Below are 17,850 nucleotides of genomic sequence, written 5' to 3' on the forward strand. Positions count from 1 at the left end.
CGTAGCGACACGTGGGACTGGTGGAGCCTCCGCGGGTCAGGGCGATCAGCCATGTGATCTGTGCCGGCATAGGCCGGCAGCCACCCGGCTTCAGACATTCTCCGCGCAAAGCCTTGGCTCAAACGGCCAGAGGCCTCCGTGCGGAGAGTGTCTGAAACGAGGTTTGGGCGCTCAGGTCCCGCGCCAGCGCGAAAGCCAGGTCACATCACGGGTCTGCTCGCCCTTATGCGATACGAGGACATCCCAAACACGATCGGCTTTGTCGAGCTTTGCGTAGATGCGGCCTGCATCGTCATGGCCGTTATTGACGTGGCGCTCCCACCAGCCTTCGGCCCCCCTGATCCTCTTCCATGCCTGAAGCTTTTGCTCCTGGTTTTCATGGAGTTCCGCGAGGGCGCGGTAAACCGCGCGCCGGCTGCCATATTCAGCCGCTATGACGTTTATGCTGTCTCGCACCAGCCGGACACGGGGGAGTAGGGCTGCCAAAACACTCTCAATCTCGTCCCGGATTCTGGCCGGCGCTGCCGGTCGGGGAGCCGGGGGTACCGGTTCCGCGCGCTCGGCCTCCATCGCAGCCGCTTCGGCAACCTCCCGCAGGCGCCGCTCTTCCTCTAGCTCGAGGCGCAGGTGGGTGACCTCGGCTTCGGCGGCACCGACCTGCTCCGCTTCTCGGAGGCGGTAATGCGCCACCTCGGTCCGCAGGCCTGCCTCCCGGGCTTTTGCTGCGGCAAGCTCTGCACCAAGAAGGCGGGCGCGCAGCTCAGGCCCGGCTTGGTCCCGAGCCTCGTCGGCAGGGCTCCGGCCAAGGAGCCCCGCGATCAGCTCCCTTACGGGGCGCGCACGGTCGGTCGGCTTCACAAACCGAATGAACCAATCACCCTCGACACCGTCGACAGGCTCGCCAAGATAGCGGCCCGTCCGCAGCACCCTGATGCCGGCCTCTCGAAGGCTGCCGGTGGCTTGCTCGCAGTCCAAAACGGAGCCGGGCAGGACAAGGTAGGCCTCGTCCCGGCCGTCGATGAGGGCAAAGGCGCACGCAACCCGATCGGCTGTTGAGCCTTCCTGGCGCGGCTCGCCGCCAGCCGCGCAGGCTGCGGGCGAAAAGGCCTCATCCGCCACCTCAAGGCGGTCACCCGCGCGCAAGGGGTAGGCCAAACCCCGCCAGACCACACCGGGACGGCTATCGGGAAGCCACACCCTGCGACATTCGCGCGTTTCGATCAGCAACTCGCCATCAAAGATTGAAACCAGCATGTGTTCGTATAACAATAGGAACTGTCAGAAGACTAGATCAAGAAACAACAGCCTGACGAACAAATAGGACGGCGCGGGGTCAACGCCGCAGTCGGAGCTGATGGGGGCTCTTAAGTGAATGTGATGCAGCTTGTGGCGCCGGTGATCGCCAATCCGGGGACCATCTTCGGCGTTGTGGCCGCCCTTCTGCTATGGGCGGTTGGATCGGGTTTTAGCCTCTGGCGCGGCACGCAGGTTCTGACACGGGCTCTCACCAAGGCCGCCGGCCGGATCGGCGAGGCTGCCGATGCACAGGCCTTCGCTCAGCACTATGAGGCTGTTTCGGCCGATCTCGGGCGCAATCCCATTCTCGGCGCCCGGTGGCGGGATTATTGCGGCTCCTTGGTGTTGCCCCTGAGTCCAGCCCGTCCCGTGCGGGCGACCGCCCGTCCCGACCTTTGGTTCAACCTCAGTCTGTTGCGAGCGCCCCAGGTGGGCGTTGACGCGCGCTACCACGCGGCCCTGCCCAACCTGCTCGTCGGCGCGGGCCTGCTGTTCACCTTTGTCGGGCTGGCGGCCGCCCTCTCGACCGCCGGTGGCGTCGTGTCCGGCGAGGCGGCGGCCCGCAACGACGCGCTCAAGACGCTTCTTGATACGGCATCGTTCAAGTTCGTCACTTCGCTTGTCGGCCTCGGCTTGTCGATTGTGTACGCCCTGTTCCGGAAACGGCGGCTGCAGGGTGTCGAACAGGCGCTCGATACGTTCCTAGCGACATTGGAAGCACGGATTCCGCTGTTGACGCCCGCGGCACTGCAGCAGGAAGCCAACGCTGTGCTCGAGCGTCAGGCCACCCAGCTTGAAACCTTCTCAACCGATCTTGCGATCAATCTCGGCCAGGTGTTCGACCAAGCCTTTGACGCGCGTCTCGGCGAGCACATCGCGCCGCTCACGGACGCCATGCAACGGCTCGCCGATGGAATGGCCTCGCGCAATGAGGATGCCCTTCAGACAATGCTGGATGGCTTTCTCCAACGCCTTCAAGGTGGGGCAACCGACCGCATCCAGGATGTCGCCGACAGCCTCGCCGGGCTTGGCGTTCGGCTGGAGGGGCTGCAGAGCGGCCTCGGCGAGGCGGCTGTTCGGATGGCGCAGTCCGCCGATGCCATGGCAACCCGCATGGGGGAGGGGGCCGAAGCGGCGCTCACGCGCATTACGGACCAGATGGGTGGTTTGGTGGAAGGCCTTCGCACCGTGGCCGATCAGACCCGCAGTGCCGGAGACGAGGCTGGCCAGCAGCTCGCGGCCCGGATTGAGGCCGCCGCCGGTGGCTTCGAGGAGGCGGCACGCGGTGTGGCGGTCACCCTGGCCGGCGCCGCCGAGAGCCTTCAGGCACGAATGGATCACCAAGCCGAAACAAGCTCCGCGCGACTGACCACGCAGGTCGAGACCATGGTCGCCGAGCTCCGGACCCTGGCCGAAAGCAGCCGGGCTGCCGGCCAACAGGCCTTCGGCGAGCTGGCCGATCGGATCGCGTCGGCCGCCATAGGCTTCGAGACCATGGCGGGCCGCATGGCGCAGACCTTTGAGGCAGCTGCGACTGATACCGGTGGAGCGTTCGGCAAGGGCGCCGAGGCGGCGGTGGAGCGGATTGCCGCCGCGACGGAAGGCATGCGGTCGGAACTCCAAGCGATGATGGCCGACCTGCGCACGACCCTCGGCCAAGCCGGCGATGCGCTCCGCGAGGGCGGGGCTGCGGGTGCCGCCAGCTTGCGGGGCAGCTTGGAGGATGCCAGCGGCGGCTTGGCGGCGGCGATGGGCGAAGCCGCCGAGCGCCTCGCCGCGGCGGGCACGACGGCATCGGGCGCGCTTGTGCGCGGCGGAGAGGCCGCAGCCACACACCTCACTGAGGCCGGCGGCGCCTTCGGCAGCCGAGCCGACGGGCTGGCCCGGCAGGTTCTGACGCTGACGCAAGCCGCGGACAGCATTGGGGTGCGGATCGCCGAACTCGATCGAGCGACGCGGGAGGTTGCGGCGCCGCTCGAGGCGGCCTCGGCCGACCTCAAGGCAGCGGGGCAGTCGGCCCGGATGGCGGTCGAACCCATGACCCAGGCGGCCCAAACGGCCGGCCGTGCTCTCGAGCAGGTGGCAGGAGCGGCTCAGCGCCTTGAGGCAACAGCCGCAGGGGTCGGACGCCTTGTTGAGAGTTTAAGCGTGGCCGCCCAACGTTTCGAGGGTGTCGACAAGGAGCTGGCCCGAACCTTGAAGGAACTGCAGGACGGGCTGCAGGGCTTCACCCGGCAGGTCTCCGGCTTTGTGAGCCAAACCGACCAGAACTTGGCGAAAGCCGCAACGCAGCTGGGGAGCCTGGTCAAGGGACTGCAGGACACCATCGAGGAGCTTCAGCCCGCATAGCGGGTCTGACAACAAGGGACGCAAGCAGTGGCTTCCGCGAATGTCGAGACCCTGGAGGAAGGCGACGAAGGCTATTTCGCCTCGGTCAGCGATCTCATGGTTGGAATTCTGTTCGTCTTCCTGCTGATGCTGACCGTTTTTGCGCTCAATTTCCGGGACGCCGAAGACGAGCAGAAGGTGGCGCGTGACCGGTATGAGCAGGCCGTGCGGCGCGCCGAGACCGCTGAAAATGAGCGGAAACTCCAAACCGAGCGGGCGGAGCGGGAACGGCGCGCGGCGGAGCTCGCGCGCGAGGAGGCTCGTCTGGCCGAAGACAAAGCGCGCGTGGCGGAGGACAGGGCTCGTCGGGAGGCTGAGATCGCCGCGCAGCAACGCGCCGAAAACGAGCGCTTGCGCCGGCTGCTCGAGCAGGCCGTTGCCCAGCTCGAGCGCGACCTTGAGGCCCGGCAGGCTGCCCGCAACCGCCTTCTGGCGTCATTGGAGGAAGCCTTGCGGGACCGCAATGTTCGCGTGACGCTCGACACCCGGTCCGGCATCCTCCGGATCGCGGGAGACCTGCTGTTCGAAACCGGAAAGTGGGATTTGAAGGACGAGGCGCGGCAAACGGTGGCGATCCTGGCGAACGTGCTCGGCCGGATTCTTCCGTGCTACGCGCAGGAGACCGCACACGAAGGATGCGATCCCAGCACAGCCCCGATCCTTGAGGCCGTGTTGGTCGAGGGACATACGGACCGACAGCCCTACCGCAACCTGCCCGCTGACCAGTCTCAAGAGAGAAATGATCGCCTTTCAACCGATCGCGCCCTGACGGTGTTCAAGGAACTGCGCCAGTTCCAGCCCACCTTGGAGGCGTTGCGCAACAACGATCAGCTTCCCCTCCTGGCCTTCTCGGGCTACGGCGAGCGGCGGCCCCTCGCGGACGCGCAGGGGACCACCGAGGCGGATTATCTGAAGAACCGCCGGATCGACCTGCGCTTTGTGCTCTCGTCTCGCACCTCGGAGGAGATCGAGCGGTTGCGTGAGCAGATCCAGCAGATGCTGGGGCAGCGCTGATGCACACGCGGGAGGCCTTGGTCACGCTGCGAGCCGCCACCCAGGCGCTGAGCCGGGTCGCAAACCTTCCGGAGCGTCTCGCCAGCGCAAAAGCAGTTGCCGAGTTGGGAGCCGCGGAAGCGGCCCCGGCCTTACCCGCGACGGCTGTTCTCGAGCAGGTCCGGGCTCGGATCCTGGAAGCCGCCCGAAGCCAATCGGGAATCCGGGCGCTCGACCGCCGCGACCTCCGCGACGCGGCGTGGCTGCTCTGGGACGCCAAGATGCCGATGATGCGGATCGCCGGGCTTCTCGACGCCCTGTTCGCTCTCGCCCGCACGCGGGCGTCCGCCCGCCGCAATCTCATCGAAGCCTGGCTGCGGGACTTCTCCCCGCAGGCTGACGGCCTTGCTGCGGCTGGGCAGGCCATCCGCCTTCTCCTGAAAGAAAGCCCCGATGCCCGCCTCGAACTTTGGCGTCAGGCCGATCGGCGGTTCGACCTGTTCGATCCCCACCAGGGCCCACGGAAGCTCGCCACGTGGCTCGTGCAGGGACTAGAGCCCGTTGAACATATTCTCGATGTGACCGGCTTCGCCGACCCCCTCCGAGCGGTGGGCGGCTACATGCGGGCCGTCCAAGGTGAGGTTCTCGGTCTCGCCGCCGCCGCTCTCAAAGGGCCAGTGGGCCCCGACGCCCTGGCGCGTCTCGAGACCTACCTGGCCCCCGACGGCGCTCTGCGGTTTCGAGAGCCCGCGGGGCGCGGTCAGGTTGCCCAAGGGCTTCTGGCCGCTTGGCTCACGAGCGGGCAGGAGCCGTCCGAGGACGTTCGCCGCAGTGTCCAAGGCTTCCTGCTTCACCATCTGGGAGATCCCCGCATCCGGCCCGACGCATGGCGGGAAGCGGGCCCTGAAGTGACGGCGGTGATGCGTCGATGGCTCACCCGCGCCTCGCTGAAAGCCTTCTTCACCTTGATCTCGGATCACGCCCTCGACCAGCATTGGCGCTACCGCGAGGCGTTCTGGCTCGCCTACCTCGAAAAGGGCCTGATCAAGGACGCGTGGCTCGGCCTTGGAAGCAAGGTGCATGCGTCGGCGCGAGCCGTGCGTGAGCTCAATGGCGCCTATGGCCGCCTCAGTGGTGCCTCAAGCGACCAGTCCATCTTGCTCTTGCAGCTGGGGGACGTGGTGTTTTGCGAGTGGAGCCATTCGGGCGCTCTGCGGGCGTGGTCCACGGGCTGGAAGAACGCGCCGCTCCTCGGGCAAGCCGGCTACACCCGGGACATGGTAACGGGCTTGGGGCTGCCATTCCCACCCAATCCTGAACGGGGCAGGGGCGGCGCGCCGGACGGAAAAGGCCTCAGCCACATCGGCTCCGATACCGGCTACTGGCAGGGCAGCGCTGCGGAGCTGATCGCCCGCCGCACCGGTGTTCGCCTGACGAAACGAGAGTGGATGCCCCGATGAGCTATCAGTTTGTGTCTGTGGTTGGCCCTGGCGAGGTCGAAATCCGCCTGTCCGGCCCAACCGGCTCCGTTCCAAGCGACCTCTGGCCTGTAACGGCACCCGACGACCTGCTCGCCGGCGTCGATCTGGCCCAGCGTCTCGCCGCCGCGGGTGGAGCGATTCTGGATGGGGACTTGCTCCTCGTCGAGCATCGCACCGCTGCCGGTCTTTCGCCCCGGGAGGCGAGAAGCCTCGCTCTGCCAGCCGCTGCGGATGTCGTTGCTCATGTCCAAACCCGGGGGGCGATCGGTCGAGCGGGGTTTGGGGCTGACCTACGTTGGCAGAGGCCGACCGGCGCGCCCGTGCTCGGGGTTGAACGCTGCGGTGCGTTTCTCAAGATCGGCGGAGAGTGGCGGCGGCTGCCGGATGTGCTGTTCGAGATCGCCGAAGCCGTTGATAAACTCAACGGCGTGGCAGCCGACGATCTCGCCGGGCAACTGGCGGGACTTGCGGCTTTGCGCGAGGTTTTACCGTCCGCCATCTCGGACGGCGCGGCCGAAGCCGGGGGCCTGCTGGGATCCATGACCATTGCCATCGCCGACGCGTTCTCCCTTGATCTCAAAGGCGAAGGCGACCGTGCGAAGCTCGTCCCCGTTCTCCATCAAGGTGGGGCCGCCACCGACACACCGCTCCTTGATCAAGACCGGCAGGCGACATTCGGCGACACGCAGTTCAACCAATTGTCTGCAGTTCGATCGGTCTACACCCTGGGGGGCGGTTACTACGTCGTCCTCTCTCCTCCCTTGCGACGAGCCCTCGCCGAGGTGCGCAAGGTTCAGAACACGTCGGTTGCCCACAAACGAGCGTTGCTCGCCAATCCTCGCGCCTTCCTGCGCGAGGCGCTTGGTGATGACGTTGAGGAGACGGTGCTCGAGGGACTGTTTCGGGAAACTCAAGCCTATGCTGACCGTGTTCTGGGCCTCGGGCTTTGGACGCCGCGCGTTGTGCCGTGGATCAAGATGCCGACCACCAACTGGTTCGGCCCTGACGAGGTGCATCAAAGCCCGTCAACGCAAAGGGCGGCTGATGCCCCTGGTGGGATCATGCTCGGCGACCGCACGGTTGCTCTGGCACCGGACGAGGTGCCGGTCCTGCGCCAGCAAATCGAGGAGGCCTTGGGTGCAGGACGCCCGACGGTGCCGTTTGTGACGGGCCACGAGACGGTCGACGTGCCGGCGTCCTATGAGACCCTTGCCGCCCTTGAGGCGCTGACGACTGCGCGGACCCGCCCCGAGGCCGCATCAAAGCCGGAAGGCACCAAAACGACGCCGGAGGTCTTGCTGATCCGGCCCAATGAGGACGAGGTTGAAGTTGAAGGCGAGTATGCGCCCCGGCCGTCGCCTGCTCTTGAGCCCCCTCGCACGCTGGCAACAGCCCTCAAGGCCCACCAGGCCGAAGGCCTCACGTGGTTCCAGAAAGCATGGTCGATCGGCCGACCCGGGGTGCTGCTTGCCGACGATATGGGGCTCGGAAAAACGATCCAAGGTCTGGCCTTCTTGGCGTGGCTTCGGGAGGGGATGACCTCCGGTGTCATTGCGCGAGCCCCTGTCTTGATCGTGGCGCCGACGGGCCTTCTGCAAAACTGGCGGGCCGAGCACGACCGGCACCTGAAGGCGCCAGGCCTCGGAACCTGCACGGAGGCATTCGGGCGCGGCCTCGCGGGTCTGAAGCGCGTGGCCCCGGATGGGCGGCCCAGCCTCGATGCCGAGGCTCTCGCGGGCTCGGACTGGGTGCTGACGACCTATGAAACGTTGCGCGATTACGACCGTGATTTCGGGCGGGTGCGCTTTGCAGCCCTGCTGTTCGATGAGGCTCAGAAGATCAAGACCCCTGGCGTGCGCCTCACGGACGCCGCCAAGGCGATGAATGCGGATTTTAGGGTCGCTCTGACGGGAACGCCGGTCGAGAATCGCCTCAGCGATTTGTGGTGCATCACGGATGCCGTGCATCCGGCTTTGCTGGGAGATTTGAAATCCTTCAGCTCGACGTATGAACGCTCACCCGATACCGATCGCCTCAAGAAGCTGAAACTGAGCCTCGACGCATGGCACGGCGGGCGTCCGCCATTGCTCCTGCGGCGGCTCAAGAAGGATCGCCTGCCGGACCTGCCGCAAGCACACGAAATCCTGCGGGAAGCTCCGATGCCGGAGCCTCAACGGCTTGCCTATGAGACGGCGATTGCGGAGGCGCGTCAGGCGCGCAAGTCAGGTGCAATTCTGGAAGCCCTGCACCGGCTGCGCCTGTGCTCGCTTCATCCCGACCGGGAGGCTGTTGGAACCGATGAGGCGTTTATCGCGGCCTCGGCTCGCCTGCGCCTTGCCTTCGAGGCCCTGGACCAGATCGCGGCACGCAAGGAGCGTGCGCTGATCTTTCTTGGCGACCTGGATATGCAGGCCCGCCTTGTTGGCTTAATTCAGCGCCGGTACGCCCTCGCTCAGCCGCCGATGGTGATCAATGGCCAAGTGGCCGGCGCTGTTCGCCAAGCGCGCGTTGACCGGTTTCAGGCCGGACCGGATACCTTTGATGCGATGATCCTTTCGCCTCAGGCTGGGGGGGTCGGGCTGACCCTCACCCGCGCCAATCATGTGATCCACTTGGCGCGCTGGTGGAACCCCGCCGTGGAGGACCAGTGCACGGGGCGGGTGCTGCGCATTGGCCAAACCCGACCCGTCTCGATTCATATCCCCATCGCAACGCTGCCTGACGGACGGCCCTCGTTTGACCAAAACCTACATGCGCTGTTGGCGCGGAAGCGCCGCCTGATGCACGAGGCCTTGATGCCGCCAGAGCTGACGGAGGCCGATCGAGAGGCTCTGTTCAGCGGGTCAGTGGCCGCATAACAACAGCGCGACGGCGGTCCATGCCGGTGGCATGCTCCTGGTGCTGTGCACGCCCGGGATTTCGCTGAATCCCGGGATGATGTCCTTCAGCAGGGGCAACTTTCGTGCACCATCAGCTGGCCATCAACGCGTCGACCGGTCCTGCAAAGGGAGCTCCGGGCAAACTGTGAATCTTTACGGCTCCCGTTGGCAGGGACTCGGCGGCTTTCACAACATGGCGGTGATGTGTGAAGAGGATCACCTGGGTTGAGCGGCCGAGTTCCGTCAAGGCAGCGAGGCCAGGGATCACACGCTCATCGTCGGTTGTGATGAAAAGGTCATCGGCGATGAACGGCATCGGCTCGGTTGCACTCACGTGCTGCTCAACCGCCGCGATCCGGAGAGACAGGAAAAGCTGATCGCGCGTGCCCTCGCTCATCCCTTCCACGGGGCACTCTGAACCATCCTGGCGGATGCCCATCAGGGTGGGCTCGGTGCCATCCCCGTAGGCGACATCAAGCCGGGCAAACGGGTTGGCGCCAGTGCTTGCCATGGTGGCGAAGAGTTCGCTGCCGCGCCGGATCAACGGATTTTGATTTTCGGCGCGATAGCGCTCGAGCGATTGCTCCAGCATCTGCTTTGCCGCCGTGAGGCGAAGCCATCGATCCAGGTGGTGCCCGGCTGTCTGTGCGGCATGTCTCGCCTGCTGGGCGGCACTCACGACGCTCTTGCGCCCGGCAAGCTCATTGAGCGCGTGTTGGGCGCTGGTTTCATGTTGCGCGGCGAGCTGGCTGTCCTCAACCAAGCGGGCCTCCTCGGCCTCGAGTGCGGCAAGCTCTGCCACGGCCAAGTCTGGCGAGATCGCTTCGCTTTCCCTTTGGATGTCGTCGCGGGTCAGGCCATCTGAAGCGTCGACAAGCCCACGGCGCCGCTCGTCTATCTCAGCCGCACACCGGCGGCGGGCCTCGACCATTTCGGCAATCCGAAATACATCCGCATCCGGCTGCAGGCCGTAAGCGCTGCGAAGCGTCATGCTGGCATCAACAGCCGCTTGAAGATCGCGGCGTGCCGTGTCGACGGCGGCGAGCGCCGCCGAGTGAGCGCTGCTGGCTTGGGCGCGGCGGGTTGCATTCTCCTGGGCCACGCTCAAGCGTGACACGAGTGCCCGGGTCGCGGCTTCGGGGTTCTGAGCCGGGTCAAGCTCCGCCCCCTCGGCCCCAAGGGCTTGAACGAGCTCTGCCACGCGCGTGCGGAACCGCTCGTTGTCGCGCCGGATGCCTTCGAGGCGCCGCACCGTCTGGCTCTTGTTCGTCAGTCGCTGGCGAATTTCATCCCAAGCACTGAGCGCCGCTTCCGCCTCCGAGCGGCCAGCCGTGCTGGCGAGGCCGAGGCCCACCACCGCTTCGGCCCACGCGGCATGCCACCGGGTGACTGCAGCTTGTGCGTCCTGGTCGGCGGCCGTCTTTTCCCGAACCCGAGCACTCTCTTCCTCAAGCTTTTGGCTCGCGGCTTGACGGTCCAGCCAAGCGCGTTGGCCTTCACCGGTGTGCTGGCGTACGAGCTGAGACAGTTCGTTGACGGACAGAGCGGCGTCCACCGACAGACCCATCAATTCCGCCGCCCGACCAAGGAGCGCCCGGGATTTATCGTTGGCCGACAGTAGCTCATCGAGAGTCGCACGGGCCTGCCGGACGGTGCCAAGCAGGCGAAGAACCTCGTCTTTCTGCGCGAGCCAGGCTCGCATGCCGGCGGCGGGCCCAGGCGTAATCCCGCTCGCGTGCCACAGCTCCTGCCAGCGCGCCTCAGCCGCCTTGAGACCATCCTGAGCCTGCCGGAGCGCGATCACGGCGGCGTCCTGCTGGCTGCGCAGGCGCACCCGTTGAGCGGTCAGCTCGCTGAAGCGTGCTATGCGGTGGGCCTCGCTTTCCCGCCGATCCACCAGCCCGTCGGCATGTCGCACGGCTGTCTCGTAGCCGGACGCGAGATCGCCGCCAGCCTCCTCGACCGCCGTCAGGTCCTCGGCCGCCAGCGCCCGGCCCTCAACATGATGCGCTCGCACGATCCGCCACAGCCGCTCGCGATGATCCCGGGCGGCCTGGACTGCGGCAGGGGAGGGCACCTCGCCCACGGCGGTAAGGCCGGCCAGCTCGGCCTCGACCCGTCGGATTTCGTCTTCGCCGTTCGCCTCCTGCTCCGCCGCAGCGAGCTCCTCCTGAGCCTGCCGCAGCTCCTCTTCATGAAACCGCACGGTCTCGACGTCTAGGAAGGCCCGTTCGGCCAAAGCCTCGGCGCTCTCATTCCAGCGGGGCAGGCGTTTTACCGCTTCGTCGAGAGCTCGGCCCCCGGCAACCAGATCACGCTCAGCCTTCGCGACCTGGGCTGTGAGATCCCCAAACCGGGACACCTCCTCGATCAACGCCCCGGCGGGAGCGGGGTCGGCCACGACAGGCAGAGCTGCCAACTTGTCGTGAGCTGCACGGCACGCCTCCTGGGCTTTCTTGTAATCGGTGGCGGCCGCTCGGGCGGCGGCCTCGAGGCCTTCGCCCTGCCGGATCAGCTCACGAATTTTGGCCACCAGCGGCATGGATGGGACCAGAGCATCGATTGTGGCGGGATCGGCCGGCGACCCAAGGGATTGCAGATGGTGCCGAATGAGAGCCTCATCGTTGGCAATGTCCCGGCCGAGTTTTGACTCGTCACCGACATCCTTGAGGTAGCGACCAAGGTTTTCGTGCAGCTGTTTGATGTCGCCCGACAGGTCGATGAGCCGCCCGGCTTCTGGGATTTGCGCCAGCTCGGCTGCCCGCTCGCGCAGCATCTCCTCCGCGCTTTGCAGCGCGACGCGCGCTTCGCGGGCCTGCTGATCGCACCGGCGCCATTCCTCGGCGAAGCCTTCGGGCAGAGCAGGAAGATCGCCGAACTCGGCGAATTGTACGGCGAGGGCCTCGAGGGCTGTCAGCAAGGGGGTGACACGCCGAATGCGCTCCAACTGGGCCCTGCGCCGGCGAAGTTGCCCGAGCGCATCCTCGATACGGAGGCGCTCGGCCTGAGCTTGCGCGAGCGCCTGTTCGGCCTGGCGCCACTCATCGGCTCTTAGACCGTCGCGGCGGACGCTGTGAACGGCCTCCTCATACGTCGTGACTTCGCGCCACAGAGGCTTAGTCCTGGCACGGCGATCCAGATCGCCCAGCTCGTCGATCTCGGCGTCGAGGCGCTGCAGGATGGCACTAATGCCCGACAGCCCGCTGCCGGCCGCGAACAGGTTTCTGGTGAGGTCTCCCCCGGAGCGCAGCATCTGCTCGCCCCCGGCCCGCAGCCGCTCGTGATCCAGGCCGAACATCCGGGAGAACGTGTCGCGCGAGGTTCCCTCAAGAAACGGGGTGAGCGCCGTGTCTGGAAGGAGTGTCTCAGCGCCTTCGAGGGTTAATAGGGTCCCGCTGTTCGCCTTTCGCCGTTTGAACGCGAGCGTTTTTCCAGCCCTGTTGGAGATCTTGGCGCCAATGCGGAGCTTGGAATAATCGTGCCGAAAATTGTAAGGGGTTCGCGCCGGAATGCCGAAGAGAAGGTCGTGGATGGCCGAGAGAACCGTTGATTTCCCGGCCTCGTTGGGCCCATAGACAATGTGAAGCCGCACGTCCGCGCCACCAAAGTCCAAGGTGGCGTCCTCAAACGCGCCGTAGCGCTCCAGGTGAAGCGACTGAAATTTCATGAGCGGGGTGCTCCGGCCGCGAGCCTGTGCAGGATGATCGCCTCGGCGTCTGCCAACACCTTGCTGTACTGTTCGGCGGTGAGGCTGGTGAGACCAACCTCATGACGCAGCGCCGCTGGGATCTTGTCGAGACCGCGCTCCAATTTGACACGGATCATATCAGCGTCGGAGGCCTCCGAGCGAACTCGACCGAGCAACTGCATCACATCGGCCATGGTGCCGGCGTTGGCCTCGTGGGCGGGGTCGGTTTCGACAATCACGCGCTCGATCCAGACATCGCCGCGGGCCTGCAGGGCGAGCGATGCACACTCGGCCGCCAATCGATCCGGATCGCCGGCCAAGATCAGATGGGCCGGACACGCGCCCTTCAAGTACAGACGTATGGCGAGCGTTCGGTCTTCCGCGTTCGCGACGGCCTCACCGATCGCTTGTCCCACCCGAGGGCAGATGTCCTCCAGGGTGGCGGCTCCAGCGACATCGACGGTGACGGACGCCCACCGGACGACGTCGACCGAAACATGCTCCACCTTCGTCACTCGCCCGCCGTCTGCCGTAACGAGGCTGAAGCCCTTGGCCCCAGGCTCATTGATATGCCGACCCTGGAGATTGCCGGGAAAGACGATGTACGGATCAGTGGACAGGATTTCCCGAGTGTGGATGTGACCCAGTGCCCAGTAATCGTACCCTTTCAGACGAAGGTCCCGGAGGTCACAGGGTGCATAAACATCGTGTCCAGCACGGCCGTCGGCGGAGGTATGGAGCACGCCGATGTTGAACAGGCCTGCGCGCGGGGCCGGGTAGTTCAGGGCGAGGTTATCGGTGACGGCTCGGTTGGGAAAGCTCTGTCCGTGAACAGCAACGTTCAGCTCGTCGAGTACGACTGTTTCCGGCGCATGGGACGACAACTCACGGACGTTCGGTGGGAGTGACAGGCGCCGCGACATTAGATTCGCAGCGTCGTGATTGCCGCGGATCAGGATCACGGGAATGTTGGCCTGATGCAGGCGGCTCAACCCCCGCACGAAGAACAGGCCCGAGCTGTAGTCGCTCCAGTCGCCGTCGAACACATCGCCGGCGATGACGCAGAAATCAACCTGCTCGGTGATGGCAAAATCAATGAGATTATCGAAGGCGCGGCGACCCGCGCCCGCGATTTCCTCAGCCCGTTCGCCGGCGCGTTCGCGCAGGCCGGCGAGAGGGCTATCTAAGTGGAGATCGGCAGCATGAATGAAGCGCATGCCCCATGCTGCCAAAACTCAGTCAAGCTTGTCAGCGGGAACGTATCGGGAACAGGGATGCTCGTTGCCATACAGCAACAATTGTGGCGCGACGTGTCGGGCATGGCGGTCTTATTCGCCTCAGTTCAGAATCCAACCACTGCCTCTCAGGTGCTGGCCGTCAATCCGGGTAAAAAACGCGAATGCAATGCGCCCGAGGGCAGCAGCCTTCCGCCGTTGGTTCAGCGGCAGGACGGTGACTGCGTGATCGAAGCAGGCATGACCGCTGCTCAGATGACGCCGCATGGTTGCGGTCAGGACCCGAGGGCTGAGACTTCGATGTATCCCCGCCTCAGACCCTCTAGGATGTCCCAGTAGGCCCGGCCCCCGCCAACTGTCATGCCTTGGGCCTTTGCGAACTGGATCGCCTCCTCCAGGAACGGCTCGCCGTCGAAGTGCTCGAAGATGGTGTAGCGCGGACCTCCGACGCGGTTCTTCTGCTTCATCATGTTGGTGCAACTGGCCGACACGAGTTTGCGGATCCGCGCCTTTGGGTAATGCCGCCGGTATCTGTCAATGTCCTCAGGTGTTCTTTGCCCTCTGAGGGCAGGGCCGGCATACAGGGGTTGAGAGCTGGTTGGCCCTTCCGACGCAGCATGAGGCCGTGGCGCTGCCGCAGACAAGGCGGGCGGACGCCTCGTATCGGGGCTGGATGCGAGCCAGGATCGAAACTGGTGGGCTGCCTGTCCCCAACTGTCCTCAGGGTTGGTGTTGGGGCGAGCACTCGGATGCTGGGCGCCGGCATCAATGCGGATGCCAAGGGCGTGCAAGCGCCGCCCCGCCTTGTCGCCAAGAGCAAGGATGAAAGCATGTGGAAGCAGATCCAGTTGGCGCACCAGGTAGGCTCGGCCACACGTCACCTCGACAACCTTGGGCACTGGTCCGCTTGGCTTCGGTGCGGAGCACAGAACCGCGTTCGTCATCCATGTCCGTTCAAGCTGTTCCCCAATGCTCAGATCGGGCCAACAGAGCGACAGAAGGCGCCGGAGGTTGCGGTGGTACGGAGTCGTCAGACCGCCAGGGCGGAGGCCCCCACCCGCGAGGGCGATCTCGAACAGGCGCAGGTGATCGTGAGCCATTCGCTCAGCCCCACCGCCATAGCTCTCGCCATCAGCGGGATCGCTCGGTTCGGCACTGACCAAAACAAGGCGGACAGCCTGAAGCGTTCCGGTTGCTCCAGCAAATCCCCGCGGAATGAACCCATGCTCAGGCCGCCATTGCACCGCTCCGCTACAGCGTTCATCCAAATGCGGGCAAGGTGAAAGCGCAGGCAATACCGTCGATAGCAACGCCGGGTTCGTCATCCCGCTGTCTCCACTGGTGCTGCACCGGTCAGGGAAGCCACGATACCGCGAGCACCCAGTGACGGCGAGACAAGTTTTGTACCGTTTTGTTCGGAAAAGTTGGGGAGAAAGATATTGCTTCTCAAGGATTTAGCCGCTTGGGAATCCCGGGGTTCTCTGAGCGATGCCAAAAACTCAACAAACATCAGTTGCTTGCATGATAGGGGCTCGCCCATTTCACAGTAGGCGTTAAGAAACGAGCCTTCACCATCCTGTGCTCTATCACTTGGCTTGTGGCTCGCAGGTTGACCATCGCAGTCTCTCCTTCGAGGTAAGCCATGCGAGCCCCTCATTCACCCTTCGGATCCTATGCTCGCGTCTGGCCAATATCGCCAAGGTGTTTGTACCGTGTATCGCAGGGGAGCGCGCCTGCACCGGGGTGCTGCGCGCTCAAAGGGGGCATTCGATGGCGAAAATCACAATTCCGGCGGCCCGTGTGCGGCAGGGCGCACTTATGTTGTTCACAACGTCCATGAAAGTCGGGGATCTGGTCGCGGACAACTTCTACAGCGTCGAGACCTTAGATCCCGCCAACTCTGAGGATAAAGGATACCAGCGCCTTCTGAACACAGCTCGCGCCAAGAAGCTGGCAGATTACATCCTGAACGGACAGGACAGTCAGGATGCCTTCTTGCCAACGTCGGTGTTCCTCGCCACCTCAAAACCTATTCCTTTTGACGAGGGCACAAATACTATCCAGATAGACACGTCAAACGTTGGTGCCTTCAGTGTCGTGTAATTACCCAGGCCCTTGCGCCAACTGGGATTCGCTGATTCCCTGCTGGTATGGGCCGCAGCGATCTTGAGCGTCTGAGCAAGGAAGAGCTGATTGAGCTGGTGCTGCGGCTGCAGCGGCCGCAGAAGACCTCACGCACATCCTCGAAGCCACCCTCGACCGATCGCAAGGAGCGTCGGGATCAGGCCAGGCCCGGTGGCGCCAAGCCGGGCCATGACGGGCATAGCCGCGCCATGAGCCCGGATGTGGATCGCCTCATCGACCATCAGCCGGACCACTGCCCATGCTGCCGGACCAGGCTGGCGACCGATCTTCCGACCGAGACCGTGAGCGAACACGACACGATCGAGCTGCCCGCAATCAAGCCGTGGATCGAGCGCCATCGGCGTCTGGCGGTTCGCTGTCCGACCTGCGGGACGCGGGTTGTTGCCCCCGTGCCGGACGCCACCAAGGGGACGCCCTTCGGGCCACGCGTTCATGCCATGGCGACTTATCTCAAGACCTTCCAGGCTCTGTCCTACGAGCGGCTGCAAAGCGCGTTGGCCGACCTCTTCGGTCTCACGCTCAGCCAGGGCGGCCTGATGAACCTGCTGCGCCGGGCGCAGGGCGCCTTCGCGGCCGAGCGCGACAAGGCGGTCGCGGCGTTGCGCCAGGCCAAGGTCGTCGCCTCCGATGAGACCGGCGTGCGGATCGAGGGCTCCAATGCCTTCCATTGGGTGTTTCGCTGCACCGAGGCGGTGGTCCATCACGCCTCGCCGACCCGCGGCGCCATTGTGGTCCGGACCATGATGGACGGGCACCGGCCCGCGGTCTGGTGTTCCGACCGCTACAGCGCGCAGCAGGGCCATGCCGACGCCCATCAGACCTGCCTGGCCCATCTCGCCCGCGACGTCGCCTATGCCGATGAGATCAGCGCGGATGTCCTTCCCTCACGCCTCAAGCTGTGGCTGCACCGGGCCTTCGCCCTGGCGGCGGAGGTCGCAACCCTTGCCGCCTCGACCCTCGCCCGCAAGCGCCGGGCCCTGGAGCGCAGTCTGGACGCGATCCTGGCCGCGCCGACCTCTTGTGATCTGGCCCGCGACCTTCAGAGCAAGATCCGGCGCGCCCGCGATCAGCTTCTGACCTTCGCCCACTGCACTGGCCCGGCATGATTGATGCAACGAACAACGCCTGCGAACGCGCGCTCCGACCGGCCGTGATCCAGCGCAAGGTGACCAACGGCTATCGGGCCATGTGGGCGGCCGAAGGCGAAGCCGACATTCGCACCGTCGTCGACACGGCTCGTCTCGGCCCGGGAACCAACGCGTTCACGACAATCCTTCAGACCGTGTCCGCCTGAACCTCAGCTCAAAATGTGGCGTGGGTAATTACCTCAAAACTCCTAGTGGTTCCTTAGGGGAGAGGCAATCCCGCAGCAAATCGCAGAAGATATATGGTTAATGAGACAAAGATTGATGATGGCGTCAGTCGAGGCGGCCCTCCCGGGGCCGATGTATTCAGGAATACATCGGTGAACTTGCCTCTCATGGCGCAGGGAGAGCCTCCTGTATAGAGCCTCCTGCATAGCTGTTTGGTGGCGGAACGTTGTTGGGATCAGGTGCGTTGTGCGATTGAGGAGTATACTTGGCGCTTCGATGGTCTGCGACGCCGGGCTTCTCGCCGCAGGAGGACGTGATGCACTCCCTTCACCCGCAAGCCCGCACCACCCCGGCGGTCCGTCAGGAGATCGCCCGCTCGCGAGAGCCCACCGGCGTGCTGGCCCAGCGCTTCAGCGTGAGCACCGAGACCAT

10 protein-coding genes and 2 pseudogenes are annotated in these 17,850 nt (G+C 65.1%); 8 read left to right on the top strand and 4 right to left on the bottom strand.

Annotated elements, in window-relative coordinates; all coding sequences use genetic code 11:
• Positions 1-171: 171 nt before the first annotated feature.
• Positions 172-1,254: a hypothetical protein gene (locus tag NF876_RS29430; RefSeq protein WP_262271844.1), complete on the bottom strand. Its 1,083-nt coding sequence runs from the start codon at positions 1,252-1,254 to the stop codon at positions 172-174.
• Positions 1,255-1,377: 123 nt separating this feature from the next.
• Between NF876_RS29430 and NF876_RS29435 the strand changes: the two genes are divergently transcribed.
• The 4 genes from NF876_RS29435 to NF876_RS29450 are packed head-to-tail and all read left to right on the top strand — an operon-like array spanning position 1,378 to position 9,016.
• Positions 1,378-3,645 (top strand): hypothetical protein, encoded by a 2,268-nt coding sequence (locus tag NF876_RS29435; RefSeq protein ID WP_262271845.1) that lies wholly within the window; start codon positions 1,378-1,380, stop codon positions 3,643-3,645.
• Between the two features lie 27 nt (positions 3,646-3,672).
• Positions 3,673-4,698: an OmpA/MotB family protein gene (locus NF876_RS29440; RefSeq protein ID WP_262271846.1), complete on the top strand. Its 1,026-nt coding sequence runs from the start codon at positions 3,673-3,675 to the stop codon at positions 4,696-4,698.
• The gene (locus NF876_RS29445) at positions 4,698-6,137 is read left to right on the top strand and encodes an EH signature domain-containing protein (RefSeq protein WP_262271847.1); all 1,440 of its coding nucleotides are present in this window, start codon (positions 4,698-4,700) and stop codon (positions 6,135-6,137) included. The genes NF876_RS29440 and NF876_RS29445 overlap by 1 nt, the downstream gene beginning before the upstream one ends.
• Positions 6,134-9,016: a DEAD/DEAH box helicase gene (locus tag NF876_RS29450; RefSeq protein ID WP_262271848.1), complete on the top strand. Its 2,883-nt coding sequence runs from the start codon at positions 6,134-6,136 to the stop codon at positions 9,014-9,016. The genes NF876_RS29445 and NF876_RS29450 overlap by 4 nt, the downstream gene beginning before the upstream one ends.
• Positions 9,017-9,128: 112 nt before the next feature.
• Here the strand turns inward: NF876_RS29450 and NF876_RS29455 are convergent, their stop codons facing one another.
• From NF876_RS29455 to NF876_RS29465, 3 genes are all read right to left on the bottom strand, one after another.
• Entirely contained in the window at positions 9,129-12,704 is a 3,576-nt protein-coding gene (locus NF876_RS29455) for an ATP-binding protein (RefSeq protein WP_262271849.1), read from the bottom strand.
• Positions 12,701-13,942 carry a metallophosphoesterase family protein gene (locus NF876_RS29460; protein WP_262271850.1) on the bottom strand — a complete coding sequence of 414 codons (1,242 nt, stop codon included), beginning with the start codon at positions 13,940-13,942 and terminating at the stop codon, positions 12,701-12,703. Before NF876_RS29460 ends, NF876_RS29455 begins: the two co-directional genes overlap by 4 nt.
• Before the next feature lie 293 nt (positions 13,943-14,235).
• Positions 14,236-14,451, bottom strand: a complete 216-nt coding sequence (locus NF876_RS29465) for a hypothetical protein (protein ID WP_262271851.1) — start codon at positions 14,449-14,451, stop codon at positions 14,236-14,238.
• A gap of 258 nt (positions 14,452-14,709) precedes the next feature.
• On the opposite strand from NF876_RS29465, the gene NF876_RS29470 reads away from it, so the two are divergent.
• The 4 genes and pseudogenes from NF876_RS29470 to NF876_RS43865 all read left to right on the top strand — a co-directional run.
• Positions 14,710-15,243, top strand: coding sequence for a hypothetical protein (locus NF876_RS29470; RefSeq protein WP_262271852.1), 534 nt, complete (start codon positions 14,710-14,712; stop codon positions 15,241-15,243).
• A 487-nt stretch (positions 15,244-15,730) separates the two neighbouring features.
• A complete protein-coding gene (locus NF876_RS29475) occupies positions 15,731-16,063 on the top strand; it encodes a ParB N-terminal domain-containing protein (protein ID WP_262271853.1) in 333 nt (110 codons plus the stop codon).
• A gap of 47 nt (positions 16,064-16,110) precedes the next feature.
• Positions 16,111-17,399, top strand: a pseudogene (gene tnpC, locus NF876_RS29480) (IS66 family transposase).
• Positions 17,400-17,734: 335 nt separating this feature from the next.
• A pseudogene (locus tag NF876_RS43865) lies at positions 17,735-17,850 on the top strand (IS481 family transposase); the annotation flags it as partial.

Source organism: Microvirga yunnanensis (assembly GCF_025460875.1).

Coding starts and splice junctions, on each gene's coding strand:
- NF876_RS29455 (WP_262271849.1), bottom strand. CDS start 12,704: ATGAAATTTCAGTCGCTTCACCTGGAGCGCTACGGCGCGTTTGAGGAC.
- NF876_RS29450 (WP_262271848.1), top strand. CDS start 6,134: ATGAGCTATCAGTTTGTGTCTGTGGTTGGCCCTGGCGAGGTCGAAATC.
- NF876_RS29475 (WP_262271853.1), top strand. CDS start 15,731: ATGGCGAAAATCACAATTCCGGCGGCCCGTGTGCGGCAGGGCGCACTT.
- NF876_RS29470 (WP_262271852.1), top strand. CDS start 14,710: ATGCTGGGCGCCGGCATCAATGCGGATGCCAAGGGCGTGCAAGCGCCG.
- NF876_RS29435 (WP_262271845.1), top strand. CDS start 1,378: ATGCAGCTTGTGGCGCCGGTGATCGCCAATCCGGGGACCATCTTCGGC.
- NF876_RS29460 (WP_262271850.1), bottom strand. CDS start 13,942: ATGCGCTTCATTCATGCTGCCGATCTCCACTTAGATAGCCCTCTCGCC.
- NF876_RS29445 (WP_262271847.1), top strand. CDS start 4,698: ATGCACACGCGGGAGGCCTTGGTCACGCTGCGAGCCGCCACCCAGGCG.
- NF876_RS29430 (WP_262271844.1), bottom strand. CDS start 1,254: ATGCTGGTTTCAATCTTTGATGGCGAGTTGCTGATCGAAACGCGCGAA.